This window comes from Limosilactobacillus sp. (assembly GCF_022482365.1).
In the GTDB taxonomy this organism is placed as follows: Bacteria; Bacillota; Bacilli; order Lactobacillales; family Lactobacillaceae; genus Limosilactobacillus.
In genome coordinates this window covers 216976-236146 of sequence record NZ_JAKVPE010000001.1, presented here as the reverse complement: position 1 = coordinate 236146, position 19171 = coordinate 216976, and the positions used below count along the sequence as shown (strand labels likewise).

General features: G+C 56.3%; 21 protein-coding genes. 9 read left to right on the top strand and 12 right to left on the bottom strand.

The features are described 5' to 3' along the window. The 5 genes from LKE23_RS01155 to LKE23_RS01135 all read right to left on the bottom strand — a co-directional run bounded on the left by LKE23_RS01155 (window position 1) and on the right by LKE23_RS01135 (window position 4736). Window positions 1–2238 carry a RelA/SpoT family protein gene (locus LKE23_RS01155; protein WP_291977649.1) on the bottom strand — a complete coding sequence of 746 codons (2238 nt, stop codon included), beginning with the start codon at window positions 2236–2238 and terminating at the stop codon, window positions 1–3. 21 nt (window positions 2239–2259) lie between these two features. Beyond that, window positions 2260–2592: a hypothetical protein gene (locus LKE23_RS01150; RefSeq protein WP_291977648.1), complete on the bottom strand. Its 333-nt coding sequence runs from the start codon at window positions 2590–2592 to the stop codon at window positions 2260–2262. A 61-nt stretch (window positions 2593–2653) separates the two neighbouring features. After that, the gene (locus LKE23_RS01145; protein ID WP_291977647.1) at window positions 2654–3406 is read right to left on the bottom strand and encodes a 16S rRNA (uracil(1498)-N(3))-methyltransferase; all 753 of its coding nucleotides are present in this window, start codon (window positions 3404–3406) and stop codon (window positions 2654–2656) included. Further along, window positions 3406–4368 (bottom strand): 50S ribosomal protein L11 methyltransferase, encoded by a 963-nt coding sequence (prmA, locus tag LKE23_RS01140; protein ID WP_291977646.1) that lies wholly within the window; start codon window positions 4366–4368, stop codon window positions 3406–3408. Before prmA ends, LKE23_RS01145 begins: the two co-directional genes overlap by 1 nt. A gap of 65 nt (window positions 4369–4433) precedes the next feature. Further along, on the bottom strand, window positions 4434–4736 hold the full coding sequence (locus LKE23_RS01135; RefSeq protein WP_291978303.1) for a hypothetical protein: 303 nt from the start codon (window positions 4734–4736) through the stop codon (window positions 4434–4436). Between the two features lie 209 nt (window positions 4737–4945). Here LKE23_RS01135 and LKE23_RS01130 point away from each other — a divergent pair, with 209 nt between their 5' ends. The 4 genes from LKE23_RS01130 (at window position 4946) to LKE23_RS01115 (ending at window position 7262) form a co-directional block, all read left to right on the top strand. Further along, window positions 4946–5122, top strand: coding sequence for a hypothetical protein (locus LKE23_RS01130; RefSeq protein ID WP_291977645.1), 177 nt, complete (start codon window positions 4946–4948; stop codon window positions 5120–5122). 144 nt (window positions 5123–5266) lie between these two features. Next, on the top strand, window positions 5267–6229 hold the full coding sequence (locus LKE23_RS01125) for an L-lactate dehydrogenase (protein WP_291977644.1): 963 nt from the start codon (window positions 5267–5269) through the stop codon (window positions 6227–6229). A 220-nt stretch (window positions 6230–6449) separates the two neighbouring features. After that, complete coding sequence (locus LKE23_RS01120; RefSeq protein WP_291977643.1) at window positions 6450–6836, top strand: ASCH domain-containing protein; 387 nt, start codon at window positions 6450–6452, stop codon at window positions 6834–6836. Between the two features lie 45 nt (window positions 6837–6881). After that, on the top strand, window positions 6882–7262 hold the full coding sequence (locus LKE23_RS01115) for a LapA family protein (protein WP_291977642.1): 381 nt from the start codon (window positions 6882–6884) through the stop codon (window positions 7260–7262). Between the two features lie 43 nt (window positions 7263–7305). On the opposite strand, the gene LKE23_RS01110 is transcribed toward LKE23_RS01115, so the two are convergent. Further along, a complete protein-coding gene (locus LKE23_RS01110; protein WP_291977641.1) occupies window positions 7306–8484 on the bottom strand; it encodes an MFS transporter in 1179 nt (392 codons plus the stop codon). Between the two features lie 400 nt (window positions 8485–8884). Between LKE23_RS01110 and LKE23_RS01105 the strand changes: the two genes are divergently transcribed. Genes LKE23_RS01105 through LKE23_RS01085 form a run of 5 tightly spaced genes read left to right on the top strand, consistent with a single transcriptional unit; the run spans window position 8885 to window position 13403 of the window. Beyond that, entirely contained in the window at window positions 8885–10090 is a 1206-nt protein-coding gene (locus LKE23_RS01105) for an MFS transporter (RefSeq protein ID WP_291977640.1), read from the top strand. A 23-nt stretch (window positions 10091–10113) separates the two neighbouring features. Beyond that, window positions 10114–10389: a chorismate mutase gene (locus LKE23_RS01100; RefSeq protein ID WP_291977638.1), complete on the top strand. Its 276-nt coding sequence runs from the start codon at window positions 10114–10116 to the stop codon at window positions 10387–10389. Window position 10390: 1 nt separating this feature from the next. Beyond that, window positions 10391–11557: a chorismate synthase gene (gene aroC, locus LKE23_RS01095; protein WP_291977637.1), complete on the top strand. Its 1167-nt coding sequence runs from the start codon at window positions 10391–10393 to the stop codon at window positions 11555–11557. A gap of 22 nt (window positions 11558–11579) precedes the next feature. Continuing rightward, window positions 11580–12872 carry a 3-phosphoshikimate 1-carboxyvinyltransferase gene (gene aroA, locus LKE23_RS01090; RefSeq protein ID WP_291977636.1) on the top strand — a complete coding sequence of 431 codons (1293 nt, stop codon included), beginning with the start codon at window positions 11580–11582 and terminating at the stop codon, window positions 12870–12872. Between the two features lie 27 nt (window positions 12873–12899). Further along, window positions 12900–13403 (top strand): shikimate kinase, encoded by a 504-nt coding sequence (locus tag LKE23_RS01085; RefSeq protein WP_291977635.1) that lies wholly within the window; start codon window positions 12900–12902, stop codon window positions 13401–13403. 55 nt (window positions 13404–13458) lie between these two features. Here the strand turns inward: LKE23_RS01085 and aroD are convergent, their stop codons facing one another. From aroD to LKE23_RS01055, 6 genes are all read right to left on the bottom strand, one after another. Then, a complete protein-coding gene (gene aroD, locus LKE23_RS01080; protein WP_291977634.1) occupies window positions 13459–14220 on the bottom strand; it encodes a type I 3-dehydroquinate dehydratase in 762 nt (253 codons plus the stop codon). Continuing rightward, a complete protein-coding gene (locus LKE23_RS01075; protein WP_291977633.1) occupies window positions 14213–15097 on the bottom strand; it encodes a shikimate dehydrogenase in 885 nt (294 codons plus the stop codon). Before LKE23_RS01075 ends, aroD begins: the two co-directional genes overlap by 8 nt. Window positions 15098–15210: 113 nt before the next feature. Continuing rightward, window positions 15211–15621 (bottom strand): hypothetical protein, encoded by a 411-nt coding sequence (locus LKE23_RS01070; protein WP_267201677.1) that lies wholly within the window; start codon window positions 15619–15621, stop codon window positions 15211–15213. Between the two features lie 12 nt (window positions 15622–15633). After that, a complete protein-coding gene (gene aroB, locus LKE23_RS01065) occupies window positions 15634–16707 on the bottom strand; it encodes a 3-dehydroquinate synthase (protein WP_291977631.1) in 1074 nt (357 codons plus the stop codon). A gap of 12 nt (window positions 16708–16719) precedes the next feature. Next, entirely contained in the window at window positions 16720–17715 is a 996-nt protein-coding gene (gene aroF, locus LKE23_RS01060) for a 3-deoxy-7-phosphoheptulonate synthase (protein WP_291977630.1), read from the bottom strand. 356 nt (window positions 17716–18071) lie between these two features. Next, window positions 18072–19151, bottom strand: coding sequence for a prephenate dehydrogenase (locus LKE23_RS01055; protein WP_291977629.1), 1080 nt, complete (start codon window positions 19149–19151; stop codon window positions 18072–18074). Between the last annotated feature and the right edge of the window lie 20 nt (window positions 19152–19171).

Here is a 19171-nt window from a genome sequence, read left to right as displayed (position 1 = left end):
CTAGTGAATAACCCGCTTGACCACGTAAACGTCCTTGATGTTCTTGAGGGCGTTCATGATCAGTTCCAGCTGCTGGAGGTTGCGGACCCCAATCGTCAGGCTGATCGTCACCATCTTATTGTGATCGACCTTCCCGTTGACCGAGTTCAAGAAGCGGGTGCTGTTATTGATCGAGCGCAGGATATCATTGAGCATCCCGTTGCGGTTGTAGCCTTGAACCTCGATGTCGGCGTCGTAGTTGGTCTTATCGCCATTCGGGTTGGCCCAGTAGACGGTCACCAGCCGCTGCCCACTCTTCTCAGCATTGGCAATGTTTGGGCAGTCCGCCCGGTGGATGGAAACCCCGCGGCCCTTGGTGATGTAGCCGACGATCGAATCACCCGGAACCGGGTCGCAGCAATGGCTGAGCCGGACCAGCATGTTGTCGACGCCCTCGACCACGACCCCTTCGCTGGAGGCCTTGGCCTGCTTGACCTTGGTCTTTTCGCTCGGCTTCTCCAGGGTCTCGTGATCCTCCAGGAGGGCCTTTTGGGCGGCCGCCTGGCGATCGGATCGTTCCTTTTGCCGGATGTCGGCAGTGAAACGATTCCGCACGCCCACCGGTGCCAGGTCGCCGAAGCCAACCGCCGCGAACATGTCGTCAGCTGTGTTGTAGTGCATTGCCTGGGCAACCTGGACGCTCTTCTCCTCGGTCATCAGGGCCAGCGGATCATAGCCGGCATCATGGAGTTGGGTGGCGATCATCTGCTTACCCGTCTCGATGTTCTCGTCCCGGTTGTGGGCCCGGAAGAACTGCCGAATCTTGTTCCGTGCCCGCCGTGTTTTGACCAGGTCGAGCCAGTCCTGACTCGGCCCCGCTGAGGAGGAAGAGGTCAGGATGTCAACGATGTCCCCGTTCTTGATTTCGTAATCCAGGGGAACGATCCGGCCGTTAACCTTGGCCCCGGTGGTGTGATTGCCGACCTCGGTGTGGATCTGGTAGGCCATGTCCAGGGGTCCAGAGCCCACCGGCATTTCGATTACGTCACCCTTCGGCGTAAAGGCGTAAACCTTGTCGGCAAAGACGTCGCTCTGGATGCCCTGCATGAACTCGTCGGTCCCGTTGCTTTCCTTCCGCAGCTCCAGGATTTCCTTAACCACGTTGAGCTTGCGGCTGTCGAGGGTCTGTTGAACGCCGTTGGTCTTGCCTTCCTTGTAAGCCCAGTGAGCAGCAACCCCGTATTCGGCCACCTCGTGCATGTGGTGGGTCCGGATCTGGACTTCCAGCGGCCGTCCTTCCGGCCCAATCACCGTGGTATGCAGAGATTGGTAGCCGTTGGTCTTCGGCATCGCGATGTAGTCCTTGAACCGTCCCGGCATCGGCTTCCAGCTCGTGTGAATGGCCCCCAGCACGGCATAGCAGTCCTTGATCGTATCGACCACGACCCGGATCGCCAGGAGGTCATAGATCTGGCTGAACTGCTTGTGCTGGGTCACCATCTTGCGGTAGACCGAGTAGATGTGCTTCGGGCGTCCGTAGATTTCGACATTCGGCCCCAGCTTAAGGTCCTTGAGCGAATCCTTGATCAGCTCAATGGCGTGGTTGATGTAAGCCACTCGCTGGTCTCGCCGTGAGTTCATCAGGTGCACAATCCGGTAGTACTGTTGCGGATTCAGGTAGCGCAGAGAGAGGTCCTCTAGCTCCCATTTGATCGTGCTGATCCCCAGTCGGTCGGCAATCGGGGCGTAGATCTCCAGCGTTTCGTTGGAAATCCGGCGCTGCTTGTCGGGCCGCAGATGCTGCAAGGTCCGCATGTTGTGCAGCCGGTCGGCCAGCTTAACAATCATCACCCGAATGTCCTTTGACATCGCCAGCAGGAGCTTCCGGTGGGTCGCTGCCATCTGTTCCCGGTTGGACTTATAGTGAATCTTGCCCAGCTTGGTGTCACCGTCGACAATCAGGGCAATCGTTGGGCCAAAGAGCTCCTTGATGTCACCCAGGGTAGCCCCGGTATCCTCAACAATGTCGTGCAGGTAACCCGCACACACCGTTTCCGGGTCCATGTGGAGGTTGGCAAGGATCCCCGCCACCTGGATCGGGTGAATAATGTAGGGCTCACCCGACTTGCGCCGCTGGTCCCGATGGCAAATGGACGCAAACCGGTAGGCCTTCTCAACCAGTGCCACGTGGTCATCATTCATATATGAAGAGACGATTTTTTGGACATCGTCGTGCGTTAATTCCTTCGTCTGTGACATTCCCAGTCCCCCCTATTATCATTATTCCCGACGCATTGCACACGCCAGGTAGCTAATTGCCCAGTAGGCCGGTGCCAAAAAGTACGTGTAGCGTGGCAGGAAGAAGTACGCCGCGATCAGGAACAACCCGGGGAAGACCAGCAGCAGCCAGGTCGACATTTCCTTGCGAGCCAGGTAACGGCCCAGCCAGATGCTATAGATCCCGTTGATTAGCAGCAGGACAATCTCCACCCATTGCACCCGGGGTAAAAACGGGAGCTTATGCGTCAGCACCGGGATCAGCATCCCAAAGACTATGCCCAATCCCCATAACCACTTGTCAAAACTCAACCGTCCAATCTTAATTCTTGCCATTCTCTTCAACACCTTATTATCTATTATTAATTTGCTTTATTGTATCACAGTTCGCCCGGCCTTAACGTCGCTGAAGTGCTAATTCACTGGCGTAGGACACGGCGGCCATGAAATAAAGCGGCGCCGTTTCCGTACGCAGAATCCGGGGACCCAGGCCAACCGGAACGACACCGGCCGCCGTCATCTGATCGATCTCCTGCTCCGTCAAACCACCCTCGGGCCCAAAGATTGCCACAATCGACTGACCCGCCGTTAGCTGGGAAAGCACCTGGTGAAGGGCACTAGTCTCACCCTGCTTGGCCGACTCCTCCCAGGCAACGACCCGCGCATCGGCCTGATAAGTCGCCAGTGCCTGAGTCAGGTTCGGACAATAGGCCACCGTCGGCTGCAGGTTGCGGTGCGACTGTTCGGCCGCTCCGTCGGCAATCTTTTGCAGGCGAGCAAGTTTTTTGTCCTGCTTGCTGGCGTTCCAGTGGCTGACGGACCGGGTTGATTCAAAGAAGACAATTTGCTCGGCCCCGAGCTCAGTCGCCTTTTGCACAATCAACTCCGGCTTTTCCTTGGTCTTAGGCAGGCCGCACAGCAAGGTGACGTGGATGGGCAGCTCACTATTCCGGTGCAGGTTTTTGATAATCTCCACCCGGGCTGGCTTAGTATTCACAACGCTAGCCAGGTAAACCTGTCGATCGGCCAGTGCCAATTCAACTTGGTCTCCCGGCTGGGCGCGCAGGACCGTCACCAGGTGGTGGGCAATCTCCTTGGGCAGCTCCAGGGTCCCCTGGTCAGCCGTCGCATTTAAAAAGTAGCGTTGCATCAGTCTTCATCCCCGCTCGGCTTGTGGGCAATGATCCCGTGCCAATCCTTCATCTTCGTCTCACTGTCAATAATCATCCCTTGGTCCTTGATCGTCTTCCGGACCAGGTCAGCCTTGTCATCAATGATTCCCGAGGTCAAGAAGTAGCCACCGGGCTTGAGGTTTTCGAAGGCCTGGGGAACCAGGGGCACGATGATCTCGGCCAAAATGTTAGCCACTACCACATCGACCTGGGTGTGAATGCCGTCCAGGAGGCTGTTGACGCCCACCTTGACGTCGGCAGCAACCGGGTTGAGCGCCAGGTTCTTCTTGGCAGAGCGAACGGCGACCGAATCAATGTCGTAGGCGGTCACGTCCCCGGCCCCCAGTTGCTTGGCCGCAATGCTGAGGACGCCGGAACCGGTGCCGACGTCCAAGACAGATTCGCCACCACGAATGACCTTCTCCAGTGCCTGGAGCATCAGTTCGGTCGTCGGGTGAGTTCCGGTCCCAAAGGCCATCCCCGGATCCAGGATCAGAAGCTTTTCTTGTGGTTGCTGGGGTTGGTAGTCCTCCCACTCGGGCACGATGGTCAGTTCGTTGGTGACCCGCAGCGGGTGGTAGTACTTTTGCCAAACCGTCGACCACTGCTGATTATCGACCACTGCGGAAGTAACATCATTTTCACCCGGATTGAGCCCGTAATCCTTGAGCTTGGCCACCCGCTGGCGAATCGTCGGTAAAAGTTCCGGCACAAAGGTCTTAGCCGGGAAGTAGCCGGTGACCGCCGCGCCGGACTTGCGGTGGGGAATTTCTTGGGGATCAATGATCTCGCCGTGATCGCCATACCGCCCCGGCTTGAGCTTGGCAAAGTCGGCGGCGTCATCGATTTGGACCCCCTGCGCTCCCTCGTTGGTGAGAATGTAGCTAACGGCTTCGACGGCCTCGCTTGAGGTCACGACCGTGATTGCTGTCCAGTCCATTTGTTTTCCTCCTTTAAATGACAAAATCGTGGCCACTTAATGGTCACGATCAATTACCCGATCACTTATTCCGCATCATCGTCATCATCGGTACGTGATCGTTCTTGCTCCCGACGCTTCTCTTTTTCCATGTGATGCTTTAAGTAGTCGATCAAATCGGCTTCCGTCAGAAAAATCCGCGGGTGATGCTGATGATGAAGTCGGACATCAATTTCGTTGATGCGCAGACGACCAGTCCACGTATGGGAATACCGAATGATTACCCGATTGTTTAGTCTGTGTTTACCAAACCGAAAGACGTAGACGTGCTGTGGCGTCATCATTGGACGAATGTACTCTTTTTTATACATCAAATCATTTTCGCGCATAAAGTGCTTGGTTCGATTCAGAATGGTAACCACCTCCTCCAGCGTATATTCGTAGCTAATTGTCGTATAATCAGCCATTCAGATATCTATATTTTATCACATGGTTAAGAAAGTGCCAAAGTTTTCTCCTTACTATACCACGCTCCGTTGGGTGGTGCTATACTTCTGTCCACAAGCTTCAGATTTTTAACTTGAGGTGAACAAATATAATGAGTATTTTATTGTTAATCTTAGGACTGTGGATTCTCTGGAAGCTGGGAATCTTTACCCTGAAGGTTCTGGGAATCATCTTTGTCCTCCTATTGATTGGAGCACTGGTCCACGTTTTGTTGTGGCCGGTGGTTATCCTGGCCCTACTGGTCGCCGGCTACGGCGCATTTAACTAAATTATCGTAATAATTAACACGCTTTCGCGACAAAAATGAAACTTATTTCACAAAGTTATAGCATTTTTCACAAGGAATGCTATAATCGAATACGAGAGGAAATTCTCAAAATGCATATATCGGATGAAAGGGAGACTGTCTATTATGTCTAAGAATCATCAAAAAGTTGTTCTCGTTGGTGACGGTGCCGTTGGTTCCAGTTACGCTTACGCTATGGTACAACAAGGCCTGGCTGAAGAATTAGCCCTTGTTGATATCAACAAGAAGCACGCTGAAGGTGACAAGCTGGACCTTGAAGATGCAACTGTCTTCACTGCTCCTAAGAAGGTTTACGCTGCCGACTACGACACCTGCGCAGATGCTGACTTGGTAGTTATCACTGCTGGTGCCGCACAAAAGCCTGGTGAAACCCGTCTAGAACTGGTTGACAAGAACCTCAAGATCATGAAGTCCGTTGTTGAACCAATCGTTAAGTCCGGCTTCCAAGGAATCTTCCTGGTTGCTGCCAACCCAGTTGACATCCTGACTTACGCTGTTCAAAAGCTTTCTGGCTTCCCAAAGAACAAGGTTATCAGCTCCGGTACTTCACTGGACTCCTCACGTCTGCGGATTGCCCTGGCCAACCTGTTCGATGTTGACCCACGCGACGTAATGGCAAACATCATGGCTGAACACGGTGATTCCGAATTTGCTGCTTACTCCAGCGCTACGATCGGTGGCAAGCCATTACTGGAAATTGCCAAGGAACACAACGTTTCCATGGACCAACTGCTGAAGATCGAAGACGACGTTCGTAACAAGGCTTACGAAATCATTAACCGGAAGGGTGCTACCTACTACGGTGTTGCTACCTGCCTGATGCGGATTTCTCGTGCCATCCTGCGGGACGAAAACGCTGTTCTGCCTGTTGGTGCCCCAATGGACGGTCAATACGGCGTCAACGAACCAATCTACCTTGGTACTCCTGCCGTTATCAACGCTAACGGGATTGCTAAGATCATCGAAGTTCCACTTGACGAACGTGAACAAAAGGCAATGGATGCTTCTGCTTCTGCACTGGCCGAAGTTGCTAAGAATGGTTGGGCAAAGCTGGAAGGCAACAACTAATTCATTAGCTGTACTTGCTTAACCTAAAAAAGGCTGGGACCTAACCCAGCCTTTTTGCTGTTATACAGCTATAAATGCTACAGCGCGGTAGCTGGCTGGATCCTGAACGTTGATAAATCAACGTCCAGGACGCCTAGCCAGCCTCGCGGGGGTGGAAAGACGAACTCGCAAGCGAGTTCTGTTCCACTCCCTTTTTTATTGCTGAGGAGGAATAATTTAAATGAAGGCTCTTTCGATTCGTGCCGATTATGCAATGGAGATTTTCCGCGGTACCAAAACCATCGAGTACCGAACCTGGTCAACCAATTACCGTGGCGATTTATTAATCTGTGGAACCGCCAAAAAAGTTCATGGTGGCGTCCCCGGCCACGCGATCTGTGTCGTTCGCTTAGTCGATGTTATTCAGTACGGCAATCGTGATTGCGGCTGGCAGCTCGCCCCCTTTGGTCCCGGCGGCTCCTACTGGATTCAGCCCCTCCCCGTTAAGGGACAATTGGGCCTTTTTAACGTCGCCGACGAATTAGTCCGGCGCGCCCCGGTTGTCGACCCCACATCCCCAGGCGCCCACCAATGGTTCCAGCAAGCAATTGCACCGCTGATCTATTAGAAATGCTATACTAAGGCTAGTTTATTAAAGTTAGGAAGTTTTCTTGTGAAAAAGCAATCAACCCTGATCGTTTCGATCATTCTTTTAATCGTCTTCGTCATCTTTGCCCTCCTCAACACGGCCACCGTCAAAGTCAACCTGCTCTTTGGCACGGTCAAGACGCCACTGGTTCTCCTGATCTTGATCTGCATGCTGATCGGGGCACTGATCATCTACCTCCTCTCCTGGACCAACCACCTCAAGGTCACCAAGGAACTCAAGGCCTTGCGTGAATCCAAGGTCTCACCAAAGGAGGTCGCCAAGCTTCGTCAGCAAATCGACCGCCTGCAAAAGGAAAACGCCCGACTCAAGGCACCGGCAGCGGCCAAACCGATAACCACTCACCCGGCTGAATCCAGTCAGCCCGCGAAGTCTGCTCAACCATAAAAAGCGAATGTGATCAATCATTTTTGGTCACACTCGCTTTTTATTAGTGTCGCGAAACCGCGGAGTTTAGTTTCTTCCGGTTGGCCCAGTAGATTATGAGAATCAGCGGCACCGTGATTAACCAGACGAGGTAGAAGGCCCTGATCGGCAGGTAGGTATCGACCAGGCCGGCGATGATCGGGCCAAACGACATCCCAACGTCCAGGCCGAGGAAGAAGGTCGCTGAGGCCAGTCCCCGCTCGCTCGACGGCGCTAGCATCATCGCAGTCGACTGACAAACCGAATACAGCAACCCGTAGGCGACGGCCATCCCGATCGCGGCCAGGGCCATCTGCCAGTTGTTTTGCATAAAAATCAGCATCAACAGGTAAAAAACGGTGGCGATCACGCTGACGTAGAGCCAGACGCCAAAGCGAACCGTGTCAAACTGGTTGCGCAAAAAGATCCGACTGAGGACCAAGACCGCCGCGTAGATCAGGAAGTAGAAGCCGACCGCCACCGGGATGTGAGCCTGCTCGGTGTAGGTCACGATGTCCGCCTGGGTGGTAAAATAGGGCATCGCAATCAGAGCCACGATCAAGGCAATCGGGATGCAGTCCTTTTGAATCAGCTTCAGGTGCCCAGCCTTGGCCGCCGCCACCTGTTTGGGACTCGGCTGGGCCCGGTCGGAAACGAACTGGACCGTTACCACCACCATCAATGCCGAAAACGCTGAAATGATGATTGCCGGCCGGTAACCGATGACGTGATAGAGGTTAATCGAAACGGCCGGGGCACAGGCCATCGCCAGGGCGTTCATGATCCCGTAAAAGCTCATCGCCTCACCCACGTGCGCCAGTGGCACCAGATAGGACAGCCAGGTCGTCATGCAGACCGTGCAGAGAACATAGCCGGTCCCGTTGATCAGCCGGAAGACGATCAGCAAGCCGCTGTTGGGCGTCAAGACGTAGCCGGCGACCCCGATGAACGAAAGCAGGCCGCCCCAGAGCGCCAAGCGGTACTTGGAAAAGCGGTCCGTCAAGTTCCCGACGATCGGCCGCAAGAACATGGCGACGATGCTCATCATGCCGACGATAACGCCGGCAAAAGCGCTGGAGGCCCCCAGCTCCTTAGCGTAGCCGTTGATCAGCGGGTTGCAGTACATATTTGAAAAAATAAAGAAGAACGACGCCATCATTACTAAGACGACATCCTTCGTAAAAACGGATTCCTTTTTTGCCATTATTCTCCCCCTCGTCGTATTAATAACCATTATAGCGCCCCACCATCGATCAACAAGTGAAAAATTAAATTGAAATTAGCGGTTGACAAAATAAAATGAGAATGTTTTAATAATATCAACATCAAACGAAAGGAAGAGTAACGATGAATCATAAGTCATTAATGCTGACGAAGTTTTATAGCTATGCTGACATGAATTAATGTCCGCGCTTGGAGGTGCGGACGGGACGTTCGTACCTCAGCATAGTCTCATTAATGACGCTCTGCTGGGGACAGCAATCTAGCAGAGTTCATTCATCTTTCACCCGGCTACTTGTCAACAAAGCCTGAAGGACCAGCTAGATTGAGCAACGTCTCAACTAGCTGGTCCTTTTCGTTTTTAATCAAGGGAGTCGATCCAAATGCAAGCAACAGTAAGTACAAATTCACAAGTTAATCGAAAACGCCTGACCGCCAGCCTCTACCTCAATTACCTGGTTCACGGCTTCGGTCTGATCATCCTCGCCCAAAACATGGTTGCGTTGGGTGGGGCGTGGGCCGTCCCGGTCAAGACCGTTTCCTTCGTCATCTCCGGCGTCGGCATCGGCCGGCTGATCTCCTACCTGATCACCGGGAGCCTCGCCGACCTCCTGAGCCGTAAGCTCCTGGTCAATATCGGGATGTTCTCCTACCTCATCTTTGCCCTGGGCATGGTCATGACCCACAGCGTCCCGGTCGCATACTGCCTGGCAATTCTTGCCGGAATTGCCAACTCGGCCCTGGATGCCGGGACCTACACCACCTTGGTCGAAATGAATGATGGCAATGGCTACGACACCATCCTGATCAAGGGCTTCATGTCGATCGGTGAATTCATCCTGCCCCTGATCGTTGCCAGCCTCAACGCTAACAACCTCTGGTTCGGCTGGTCCTTCATCATCATGGCCGCCCTCCTGATCATCAACATTGTCAACATGGCAACCCTGCGTTTTCCAACCATCAAGAAAGCCGAACACGTTAAGCTGCACCAGCCCCAGCTGCGGCAGGGCAAGGCCAAGAAGGTTCTCTCAACCATTATTCTCTTGGCATACGGCTACACCTCAATGGCCCTGATGATCTGGTTCACCCAGTGGATCACCCTCTTCACCCAACGGGCCTTTCACTTCGGCAACCTGGCCGCCCACACCGTCCTCTCCTGCTACAGCATTGGTTCGATGGCCGGCGTAATCGCCCTCTTCTTCCTGCTCAAGCACAACGCTAACGAATTGATCCTGCTGGTGGGCTTGAACCTGACTGCCGTCTGCGCCCTGGCCGTCATCCTGCTGGCCGGCCAAAACGTCCTCGTAGCCAACGCGGCCGCCTTCGTCTTCGGGCTTTCCGCCGCTTCGGGGGTCATGCAGACCGGCCTGACCGTCTTCATGAACATGTTTCCCCAGCACCGGGGCATGATCACCGGGATCTTCTACTTCTTCGGCTCGATCGCCTCATTCACCGTGCCGCTGATCACTGGGGTCCTCTCCACCAGCAGCATCACCCTCACCTTTGGCGGCGACATTTTCGTCGGCATCGTCGGGACACTCTTAATGATCGCCCTGGCCTGCTTACAAAAGGGCCAAAAGCGCGCATAATAGAGGTAAAGGAGATAATTGCTATGAACGAACTAGACCAAGCACGTCAGTCGATCAACCAGCTCAACGCCGCGCTCGTCAAGCTATTGGAAGAACGTTTCACCGCGGTGACTCAGGTCAACTATTATAAGGAAGAACACCACCTGCCCGTCCTGGACCCCCAGCGGGAAACCGCCGTCCTAAAGCAGGTCGAAGCGGCAGTTGCCGATCCCCAAAAGGCACCTTTTATCGCCGCCGTTTTCCAAGAGATCATGCACCAATCACGCGCTTACGAAGAAGCATTACGAAAGGATGAATAAAATGAACTTTATTACTGCCGGAGAATCACACGGCCCACAGCTGACGGGAATCATTGAAGGAATTCCCGCCGGACTGCACCTTGACGTCGACCAAATCAACGCGGCCTTGGCCGCCCGCCAAGGTGGCTACGGTCGGGGCAACCGTCAGAAGATCGAGCACGACCAGGTCCAAATCGTCGGGGGTGTCCGCCACGGCGTCACCCTGGGCTCACCGATCGCCCTGGTTATCCAGAACCGCGATCACGCCAACTGGTCCCGGATCATGGACCCGATCAGCCCGGCCACACCTGCCAACACGGTCCGTAAGGTCGAACACCCGCGGCCGGGCCACGCCGACCTGGTTGGGGGGATGAAGTACAACCACCGCGACCTGCGGAACGTCCTAGAGCGTTCGTCCGCCCGGGAAACCGCCATGCGGGTCGCCATCGGCAACGTCTGTGAACAATTGCTTGCCGCTTTAGACATCCGCCTGGTCGGCTTTGTCCAGCAGGTTGGCTCGATCCACGTCGAGGCCGAGCCGCTGTTGGACGTTGCCCAGATTCAGCAAAAGATTCAGCAAAACGACCTGCGAATCCTCAACCAGGACCAGGTCGAATCAATTCACCAGCTAATCGACTCGACGAAGCGCGCCGGGGATTCCCTGGGGGGGCTGATCCGGGTAGTGGCCCAAAACGTGCCGGCCGGGCTGGGTTCCTACATCAGCTGGGACACCAAGCTCGATGCTAAACTTGCCGGGGCGGTCATGGGCGTCAACGCAATCAAGGGCGTCAGCTTCGGGGACGGCTTCGATGTTGCCAAGGCTCCCGGCAGCCAGGTCATGGACGAGATCGACTACCAAGTCGGTCAGGGCTTTTCTCGCCTGTCCGACCACCTCGGCGGCTTCGAGGGCGGAATGACCAACGGAATGCCGATCATCATCAACGCGGCGATGAAACCCATCCCGACCCTCTACAAGCCACTGCAGACCGTCGACATCAACACCAAGGAAAAGCTGAAGGCCAACGTGGAACGATCCGACGTCACCGCCATCGTGCCGGCCTCGCTCGTGGTCGAAAACGTGGTCGCAATCGAACTGGCCAAGGCGATCACCGATACCTTCGAGGCCGCCAGCCTGACGCGGCTGCAGGCGGGGATCGCAGAATACCGCCACCAACTCGCAAACTTCTAGTTATTTAGGGAGGCACCTTTCAATGAAGAATTTACCAAGCGCACATTCGACCGGGCTACATGGCAGCCTGGCTGTTCCCGGGGACAAGAGCATCTCCCACCGGGCCATCATGATCGGTGCCGTCAGTCAGGGCACCACCACCATCCACCATTTTCTAAAGGGCAATGACTGCCTTTCCACCCTCCAGGCCTTCCGTGACCTCGGCGTCAGGATCGACGCGACGGGTGAAGACATCGTGGTTCACGGTACCGGCTTTGACAGGCTCCAGGCACCAACGCACCCCTTGGACATGGGCAATTCGGGAACGACGACCCGCCTGATGATGGGCATTCTCGCGGGCAGCAATTTCTCAACCACCCTCACCGGTGACCAATCGTTGGAGTCCCGGCCGATGAAGCGGGTCAGCGAACCCTTGAAGAGCTTCGGGGGCGAGGTCCGGCTCAGTCCTGAGGGAACCCTGCCGGCAACGATTATCGGCCACCCGCTCCACGGGACCCACTACCAGATGAAGGTCGCCTCCGCCCAGGTGAAGAGCGCCCTCATCTTCGCCGCCCTCCAGGCCACGGAGCCGTCAACCATCGTTGAAAAGCTGCCGACCCGTGACCATACCGAGATCATGCTGCGTCAGTTTGGCGCGGACATTCAGACCAGTGGGAAGACCATCACGGTGACTCCCGGGGCACCGCTTGTGGGGCAGGAAATTACGGTACCCGGGGACATATCCTCCGCTGCCTTCTTCCTGGTTGCCGCGGCAATCGTTCCCCACTCCAAGGTCACGCTGACCGGGGTAAACCTGAACCCCACCCGGACAGGCATTCTGACTGTGCTCAAGAAGATGGGTGCCCAGCTGGAAATCACCCCGCTTGACGGCCCCGGCGAACCCCAGGGCGACATCACCATTGCGACCAGCACACTCAAGCCAATCGAGCTTGGGGCCGAAGACGTTCCCGCTGTTATTGATGAACTGCCGCTGGTAGCCCTGCTTGCCGCCTGCGCAAACGGACGGTCCCGGATTACCGGGGCCCAGGAGCTGCGGGTCAAGGAAACCGACCGGATCAAGACGGTGGTGGCGGAGCTCCGCAAGCTCGGCGTCGCGGTAACCGAACTGCCGGATGGCATGGTGATCGACGGCCGGCCGGACTGGGATATCCAGGATTCGCACCTGGACAGCTACGGCGACCACCGGCTGGGGATGATGGACGCGATTGCCGCCCTGAAGAGCCCGCAGCCCCTGCAGCTGCAGAATGCGGCGGCGGTGGCGGTGTCCTACCCGACCTTCTTCGACGACCTCACCAAGTTGCTTGGTCAGGACTAATTCCAACAGAAACTGAGGTGCATTTCTATGCGAATTATTTTAATTGGCTTCATGGGGAGCGGGAAGACCACCGTCAGCACCTTGCTGGCCGACCAACTCCACCTTCCCGTCACCGACCTGGACCGGGCGATCGAACAGTCCAGCGGGAAATCAATTCCGCAGATCTTTCAAGAGAGCGGTGAGGAGGGCTTCCGGACGGTCGAACACCAGACCCTGACCATGGTCCTCCAGAGGCGCGACGGGATCCTCGCCACGGGCGGCGGCACCCCATTGCGGGCTGACAACCGCCGGGCACTGACGGCGGATCCCGCCCCCGTCATTCTGCTGCACGCCAGCCCGGAAGAAACGGCACGGCGAATCCAGCACGATGGCGAACGTCCACTGGCCGATACGCTTGACACAGCTGGGTTAGCGGCACTGCTAGCCAAGCGCCAGGCCCGCTACGACGAGTGTGCTGACTTCACTATCGACACGGACGGCCGGACACCACAGGAGATTGTTGATCAGATCATTGGCCTTATTGAAGACTAGCTAACGAAAAGCAGATTTCGAGATTTTTCCCGAAACCTGCTTTTATTGTGCTCAATTATATTCTGAGGTCATTTAGAATCCGATCCAGCTCCTCCACGGCGATCTGGCCGGGCGCCGATGCCCGCCCCACGCTGGCAAAGGTCAGACAGGAACCAAACAGCTCACCGCTGACCCGGGTGATCTTTCCCAGGTCGCCCATCGCCATGGTGATCAGGGGCAGCTGACCATGAAGGTGGTAGTCCTGGGTCAGCTCCAGCACCTCCAGGACGTCGGTGGGGCTGTGTGGCATCACCGCGAGCTTGGCAATGTCCGCCCCCGCCACTTCCATCTGGTTAAGCCGTTGCTTAAGAATTGCTGGACGCGGTGTCTTGGCAAAGTCGTGGCTGCTCATGATTACCTTGACCTGGTGCTCATGGGCCAAAGCAGTCAGCGCAGTAAGGCACGCGCTGGAGTTGGCCAACAGCTCCAGGTCGACCAGATCCGTGCTTCCCGTCGCCAACAGGGGGCGGTACAGCTCCTGGTAGCGCTCGTCAGTGACCTGGACCTGGCCGCCCTCCTCCTTGGTCCGCAGCGTCACGAGCAAAAGGCGCGGCGAAATCACTGCTTGAATTCGTCGCGCCGTCTTGGCGATTGCTTGCGGATCCACTGTTCCCTTCAGGAAGTCGATTCGCCATTCAATTACGTCCACCGCTGGCAGGGCGGACTGCTGTGCCTGGACAACTGCCGCCGCCATCGTATCAGCGGTCACCGGAACGGCAATCTTCGGGCGACCAGCCCCGAATACCGTTTCCTTAATCGTTAGTGTTTCTTTAGTCATGTTGATCCTCCTCAAAGAGCAGGTGGCGAACCTCGTTGACCGGCATCTGCTTGCCAGTCCAGAGCTCAAAGGCCGCCGCCCCCTGTTCAATAATCATCCCAATGCCATTCAGACAGTGCTGAACTCCCGCCTGGCGGGCCACCTTCAGCAACTTGGTTTCCCGCGGGGCGTAAACGGCATCGAAGACGATCATGTCCGGGTGAAACCAAGTCGGGTCATTAACGACCGCCTCGTTTTCGTGCGGTTTCATCCCCAGGCTGGTCGTGTCGGCGTAAATATCGGCCTCCTTCAGTGCGGCTTGTAATTCGTCCTGATTCTCCAAGGCATGCAAGCTGGCTTGGCAGTTCGTCTGTGCATTAATCAGTGCCACGATTTTCTGCGCCTGGGCCCACTTGGTACCGTGCTGGCGGTTGAAGAGCGCAATCTCGCCGACACCGTCAAGGGCGGCCTGGACCGCCACGGCCGTCCCCGCGCCCCCGGCACCGGCAAGCACCATCTTGCGGCCCGTGATGTCGAGTCCCTCATCCTGGAGTGCTCGCATGAAGCCAATCCCGTCGGTAATATGGCCCGTCAAGACGCCGTGATCGTTGACGACCGTGTTGACCGTCCCCGTCAGCCGGGCCGCCGGTGAGAGCCGGTCCAGGAGGGGAACGATGGCCTGTTTATTGGGCATTGAGACGTTGACACCCCGCATGTTGAGCGTGCGGATCGACTGAACGGCACTGGCTAGTTCCTCGTTGCCAACCTCAAAGGCGAGGTAGACGTAGTTAAGGCCTAGCCGCCGAAAGGAGTAGTTGTGCATACGGGGCGAAAGGGTGTGGCCAATCGGGGTCGCAAAGATTCCCAGCAGGCCGGTGTGGCCGTCGATCTGCACCATCCTAATCTCTCCCTTCCAGGTTGTCTTCGAGGTCTTCCGCAACTAACTTCAGTTCCTGTTCGCTGGCTTGGCGCATCAGTTCTTGTTCCTTATTCATAGTATCCCCTCCCTTCCTAGGCGGCTTGTTCAATGATGACTTGTGCGGTAGCAATGTTGGCACCGAACAAGTCGGTCAAAACGTCGTGGATGCGACGATTGATGATGGCTTGTTCCTGCTGGCTTAATTGGTGAAGTGGCTGGTAAACGAAGTTAATCTCGGCCACCAGGCTAGCACGAATCCCAGCCAGGCAAGCACTGATCTGGGCGTCAATACGCTCGGCGAATTCGAATGGGGTGAGCCGCTGACCACCCTCATCGAGGTGGAAGAAGACCGGGCGCTGGTTGGCCAGGGCCAGCTTAATCTGCTGGTTGGCCGCCACGGAGTTCGTGCTCCCCTCGACCCAGGCCAGGTCGGAGATGTGTTCCTCTTGGCCGGCATTATTCTTAACGACGATTCCGTTGGTGTTGAGTTCTTCGATGATCATATTTATCGCTCCTTATTTTCGTGGTAGTTGCAGTGTGGCAGCAATTTCTTTTTCAGGAACGGTCAGGATGGCCGGTTCACCGATCGTGTGAACGTAAACCAGGTTTAAGTGGCCGTTATGATTTTTCTTGTCGTGTTTAATCTTGTCGAGCATCGCTGGCGACTTTAATAAGGGTGAGTCCACCGGCAGGCCGACGGTGGCGAAACGATCGCGAATCTGTTCGGTCACCCCCGGCGCGGTTTTACCGGCGGCTTCAAATGCTTGGCAGATAGCGACGGTGCCGATGCTGACGGCTTCACCGTGGCGCAGCTCGCCGGCCGCTAGGGCTTCAACGGCGTGCCCGATCGTGTGACCAAAGTTCAGTAGTTGACGTTGGCCACCTTCCTTTTCGTCCGCCATGACGATGTCGGCCTTGAATTGGATGGCCCCCTCGCTCAGCTCGGTCGCGTGCTGGAAAATGTCGGCTGGGGTTTGAATTTCGGTAATTAGTTTCCAGAAGTCCCCGCCGGTCATCGCCGCGACCTTGACGATTTCGCCGTAACCTTCGACCAGATCCCGCTGTTCCAAGGTGGTTAACGTTGTCGGGTCGATGATCACCAGGTCGGGTTCGTAAAAGGCCCCGACAATGTTCTTGGTGGTCCCGAGGTCAACGGCGGTCTTGCCGCCGACCGAACTGTCAACCTGGGCTAGCAGCGAAGTCGGAATTTGAATTAAAGCGATGCCCCGCATGTAGGTGGCGGCCAGGAAGCCGGCCAGGTCGCCGGTCACCCCGCCGCCCAGGGCAATCACCCCGTCGTCCCGATTGAAGTTGTCGGCCACCAATTGCTCGGTCAGCTCCTGCAGCTGCGGAAGAGATTTGGAGGCCTCCCCCGCCGGGAATTGGTAGCAGTGAACCGTGAAGCCGCTCTTCTTCAGCTCGGCAGCCAGTTGCGCTTGGTAGAGCGGGGCAACGTTGCTGTCGCTGACGATGGCGACCTTGCGTGGCGACCAGACACCGGCCACCAGGCTGCCCGCCTGTTTCAGCAAACCTTTTTCAATCAGGACATCGTATTGCTTAGTGCTCAGTTTAACCGTAATCTTCTTCATTCGCTCATCCCCTTACTCTGCCGCAGTGAGGGCCGTCCGCACTACGTTGACCTTCTTGACCATTTCCTGGAATTGGTCCGGCTTCAGTGCCTGGGGACCATCGGAGAGGGCGTGGGCGGGATCATCGTGGATTTCGACGATCAGGCCATCCGCCCCGGCGGCGACCCCGGCCAGGGCCAGCGGCGTCACGAATTCGGTGTGACCGGCCGCGTGGCTCGGGTCGACGATTACCGGGTAGTGGGTCAGCTTCTGCAGGACCGGCACGACGCCGACGTCAAAGGTGTTCCGGGTGTACTTGTTGTCGAAGGTCCGGATCCCCCGCTCGGCAATCATGATCTGGTGATTGCCCCCCGCGGCGATGTACTCGCTGGCGTTTAGGATGTCATCAACGGTGGCGGACATCCCCCGCTTTAGCATCACCGGCTTGTTGGTCTTGCCGACCGCCTTGAGGAGGGAGAAGTTCTGCATGTTCCGCGCCCCGATTTGGAAGATGTCGGTAAATTCCTCAACCAATGGAACGTGTTCGTCGTCCATAACCTCGGTGATGACGTCGAGACCAAAGTGATCGGCCGCCTTCCGCAGAGCAACCAGCCCCTCTTTTCCCAGCCCCTGGAAGGAGTATGGTGAGGTCCGTGGCTTGAAGGCACCGCCCCGGAGAACGGTGGCCCCGGATTCCTTGACAACCGCCGCCATCTTCATCACGTGGTCGGCTGATTCAACCGAGCACGGCCCGGCCATCAGGGCGAAGTGGCCGCCGCCGATGATTGAATGGGCGGTTTTGATCACCGTGTCCTCTGGGTGGAAGAGCCGGGAAGCCTGGACCGCCTTGGGAACGTTGGTGATTAATTCCGTAGCGGCTTCCCGCTGTTCCATTGTCAGGTCGGCGGGTGCGATCCCCTGCACGGCCACCCGATTGCCGTGGACAAAGACCTGATGGTGATCGCTAAAGCGTTCCTGCAGCTGCTTAATCATTTCGGTGGCTTGTTCTTCGTGGAGTACAATAATCATCTCAATCATCCCTTCTCAAATTCTTGGTAAAAAAATATCCTCACGGTGTGAAAACACTGTGAGGATAATGAGCATTATGTAAATGCTAGTGGAGTTTTCCCGACCACACAGTGTTTGGAATTTACTGTGTAATCGGTAATCATGGCTTATTATCGACCACACAGGCTGTCAAAGGCTAGAGCCCGCAACCCGTGTGGTGTGAACCCTAGTGCACTCGATAATAAAACGCATACCAGTTAATCATTGTCATGATTCAAAACTCCTTTTTCTTTTCTTCCTTGACGTTGGCTAAAGTATATATTATGAGGAATCGGTTGTCAACCTCTAATCTAAATTTAATTTTATTAATTTTCCTCTCAGCGGGTCACGATCTCGTAGTGGGGCTTAAGGACCGCTGCCGCTTGTTCGCGATCCTTCTGGGAGGCAAAGGTCAGCTGGAGAATCCCGTTGACGTCTTCCCGCACTTCCAGGATCTGCAAGTTGATGATCGAGATTCCTGCCGTGCCGAGCATGGTGGTCACCCGCCCCAGCTCACCGGTGTGGTCGGGGATGTTGACGAAGAGGTCGTAGAACGGCTTCTTGGCCGGGTGATTGAGGCTCTCCCGACTCGCCTTCGCCCGGGCAAAGAAGTCGAAGAGCTGATCCCGGTCCCCGGCTTTGATCTGCTGGTTGACCTCCTGCAGTCCCCGGATGTATTCGTCCAGCTGATGGGTGATCAGCTCCTGGTTGTTGAGGAGGATCGCACTCCACATCGTTGGGTCGGAGGCGGCGATCCGGGTCACGGACTTAAAGCCCCCGGCAGCCACCCGCATCCCGATCGGCTCGTTTTCAAGGGTCTGCTGGGTCTGATTGACCAGTTCCGCCGCAATAACGTGGGGCACATGGCTGATCTGGGCCACGATCTTGTCGTGCTGGTGCGGCTGAACGGTGAGCCACTTGGCGTGCGTCCCGCTGAGCAGGTCGGTCAGGTGCTGAACGGCGGCCGGATCGTCTTGGCCGGGGATCAGGAAGTAGAAGGCATTCTCGATCAGGTCGGCGCGCCCGGCCCGAACCCCCGACTTGTGGGATCCCGCCATCGGGTGCCCGCCGATGAAGGTAACTCCCTTGTCGATCAGGCGCTGGGCGGCCTTCATGATCGTCTGCTTGGTGCTGCCGACGTCGGTGACGATCGCGCCCGGCTTGAGCTGAAGCTGGCTCAGCTGTTCCAGGTCACGGACAATCTGTGAAACAGGGCTGGCCAGGATGATCAGGTCGGCCTGGTCTGCGGCGGCCAAGCTGTCGGCGGTCTGGTCAATGATCTGGTGGCTGACGGCGTAGCGCAGCGATTCTTCGTTGGTGTCGCGGGCGATGATGCGGACCGCGGGGTGTTCTTCCTTGATTGCCCGGGCCAGGGAGCTGCCGATCAGACCTAGGCCGCTGATAAAGACGGTTGTCATAGTTTTTTCCTCCTCAAGAA

Coding starts and splice junctions, on each gene's coding strand:
- aroF (WP_291977630.1), bottom strand. CDS start 17,715: ATGATTATTGTACTCCACGAAGAACAAGCCACCGAAATGATTAAGCAG.
- LKE23_RS01150 (WP_291977648.1), bottom strand. CDS start 2,592: ATGGCAAGAATTAAGATTGGACGGTTGAGTTTTGACAAGTGGTTATGG.
- LKE23_RS01130 (WP_291977645.1), top strand. CDS start 4,946: ATGAGTATTTTATTGTTAATCTTAGGACTGTGGATTCTCTGGAAGCTG.
- LKE23_RS01120 (WP_291977643.1), top strand. CDS start 6,450: ATGAAGGCTCTTTCGATTCGTGCCGATTATGCAATGGAGATTTTCCGC.
- LKE23_RS01100 (WP_291977638.1), top strand. CDS start 10,114: ATGAACGAACTAGACCAAGCACGTCAGTCGATCAACCAGCTCAACGCC.
- LKE23_RS01125 (WP_291977644.1), top strand. CDS start 5,267: ATGTCTAAGAATCATCAAAAAGTTGTTCTCGTTGGTGACGGTGCCGTT.
- LKE23_RS01075 (WP_291977633.1), bottom strand. CDS start 15,097: ATGGTGCAGATCGACGGCCACACCGGCCTGCTGGGAATCTTTGCGACC.
- LKE23_RS01055 (WP_291977629.1), bottom strand. CDS start 19,151: ATGACAACCGTCTTTATCAGCGGCCTAGGTCTGATCGGCAGCTCCCTG.
- LKE23_RS01145 (WP_291977647.1), bottom strand. CDS start 3,406: ATGCAACGCTACTTTTTAAATGCGACGGCTGACCAGGGGACCCTGGAG.
- aroB (WP_291977631.1), bottom strand. CDS start 16,707: ATGAAGAAGATTACGGTTAAACTGAGCACTAAGCAATACGATGTCCTG.
- prmA (WP_291977646.1), bottom strand. CDS start 4,368: ATGGACTGGACAGCAATCACGGTCGTGACCTCAAGCGAGGCCGTCGAA.
- LKE23_RS01085 (WP_291977635.1), top strand. CDS start 12,900: ATGCGAATTATTTTAATTGGCTTCATGGGGAGCGGGAAGACCACCGTC.
- LKE23_RS01155 (WP_291977649.1), bottom strand. CDS start 2,238: ATGTCACAGACGAAGGAATTAACGCACGACGATGTCCAAAAAATCGTC.
- LKE23_RS01070 (WP_267201677.1), bottom strand. CDS start 15,621: ATGATCATCGAAGAACTCAACACCAACGGAATCGTCGTTAAGAATAAT.
- aroC (WP_291977637.1), top strand. CDS start 10,391: ATGAACTTTATTACTGCCGGAGAATCACACGGCCCACAGCTGACGGGA.
- LKE23_RS01105 (WP_291977640.1), top strand. CDS start 8,885: ATGCAAGCAACAGTAAGTACAAATTCACAAGTTAATCGAAAACGCCTG.
- LKE23_RS01135 (WP_291978303.1), bottom strand. CDS start 4,736: ATGCGCGAAAATGATTTGATGTATAAAAAAGAGTACATTCGTCCAATG.
- aroA (WP_291977636.1), top strand. CDS start 11,580: ATGAAGAATTTACCAAGCGCACATTCGACCGGGCTACATGGCAGCCTG.
- aroD (WP_291977634.1), bottom strand. CDS start 14,220: ATGACTAAAGAAACACTAACGATTAAGGAAACGGTATTCGGGGCTGGT.
- LKE23_RS01110 (WP_291977641.1), bottom strand. CDS start 8,484: ATGGCAAAAAAGGAATCCGTTTTTACGAAGGATGTCGTCTTAGTAATG.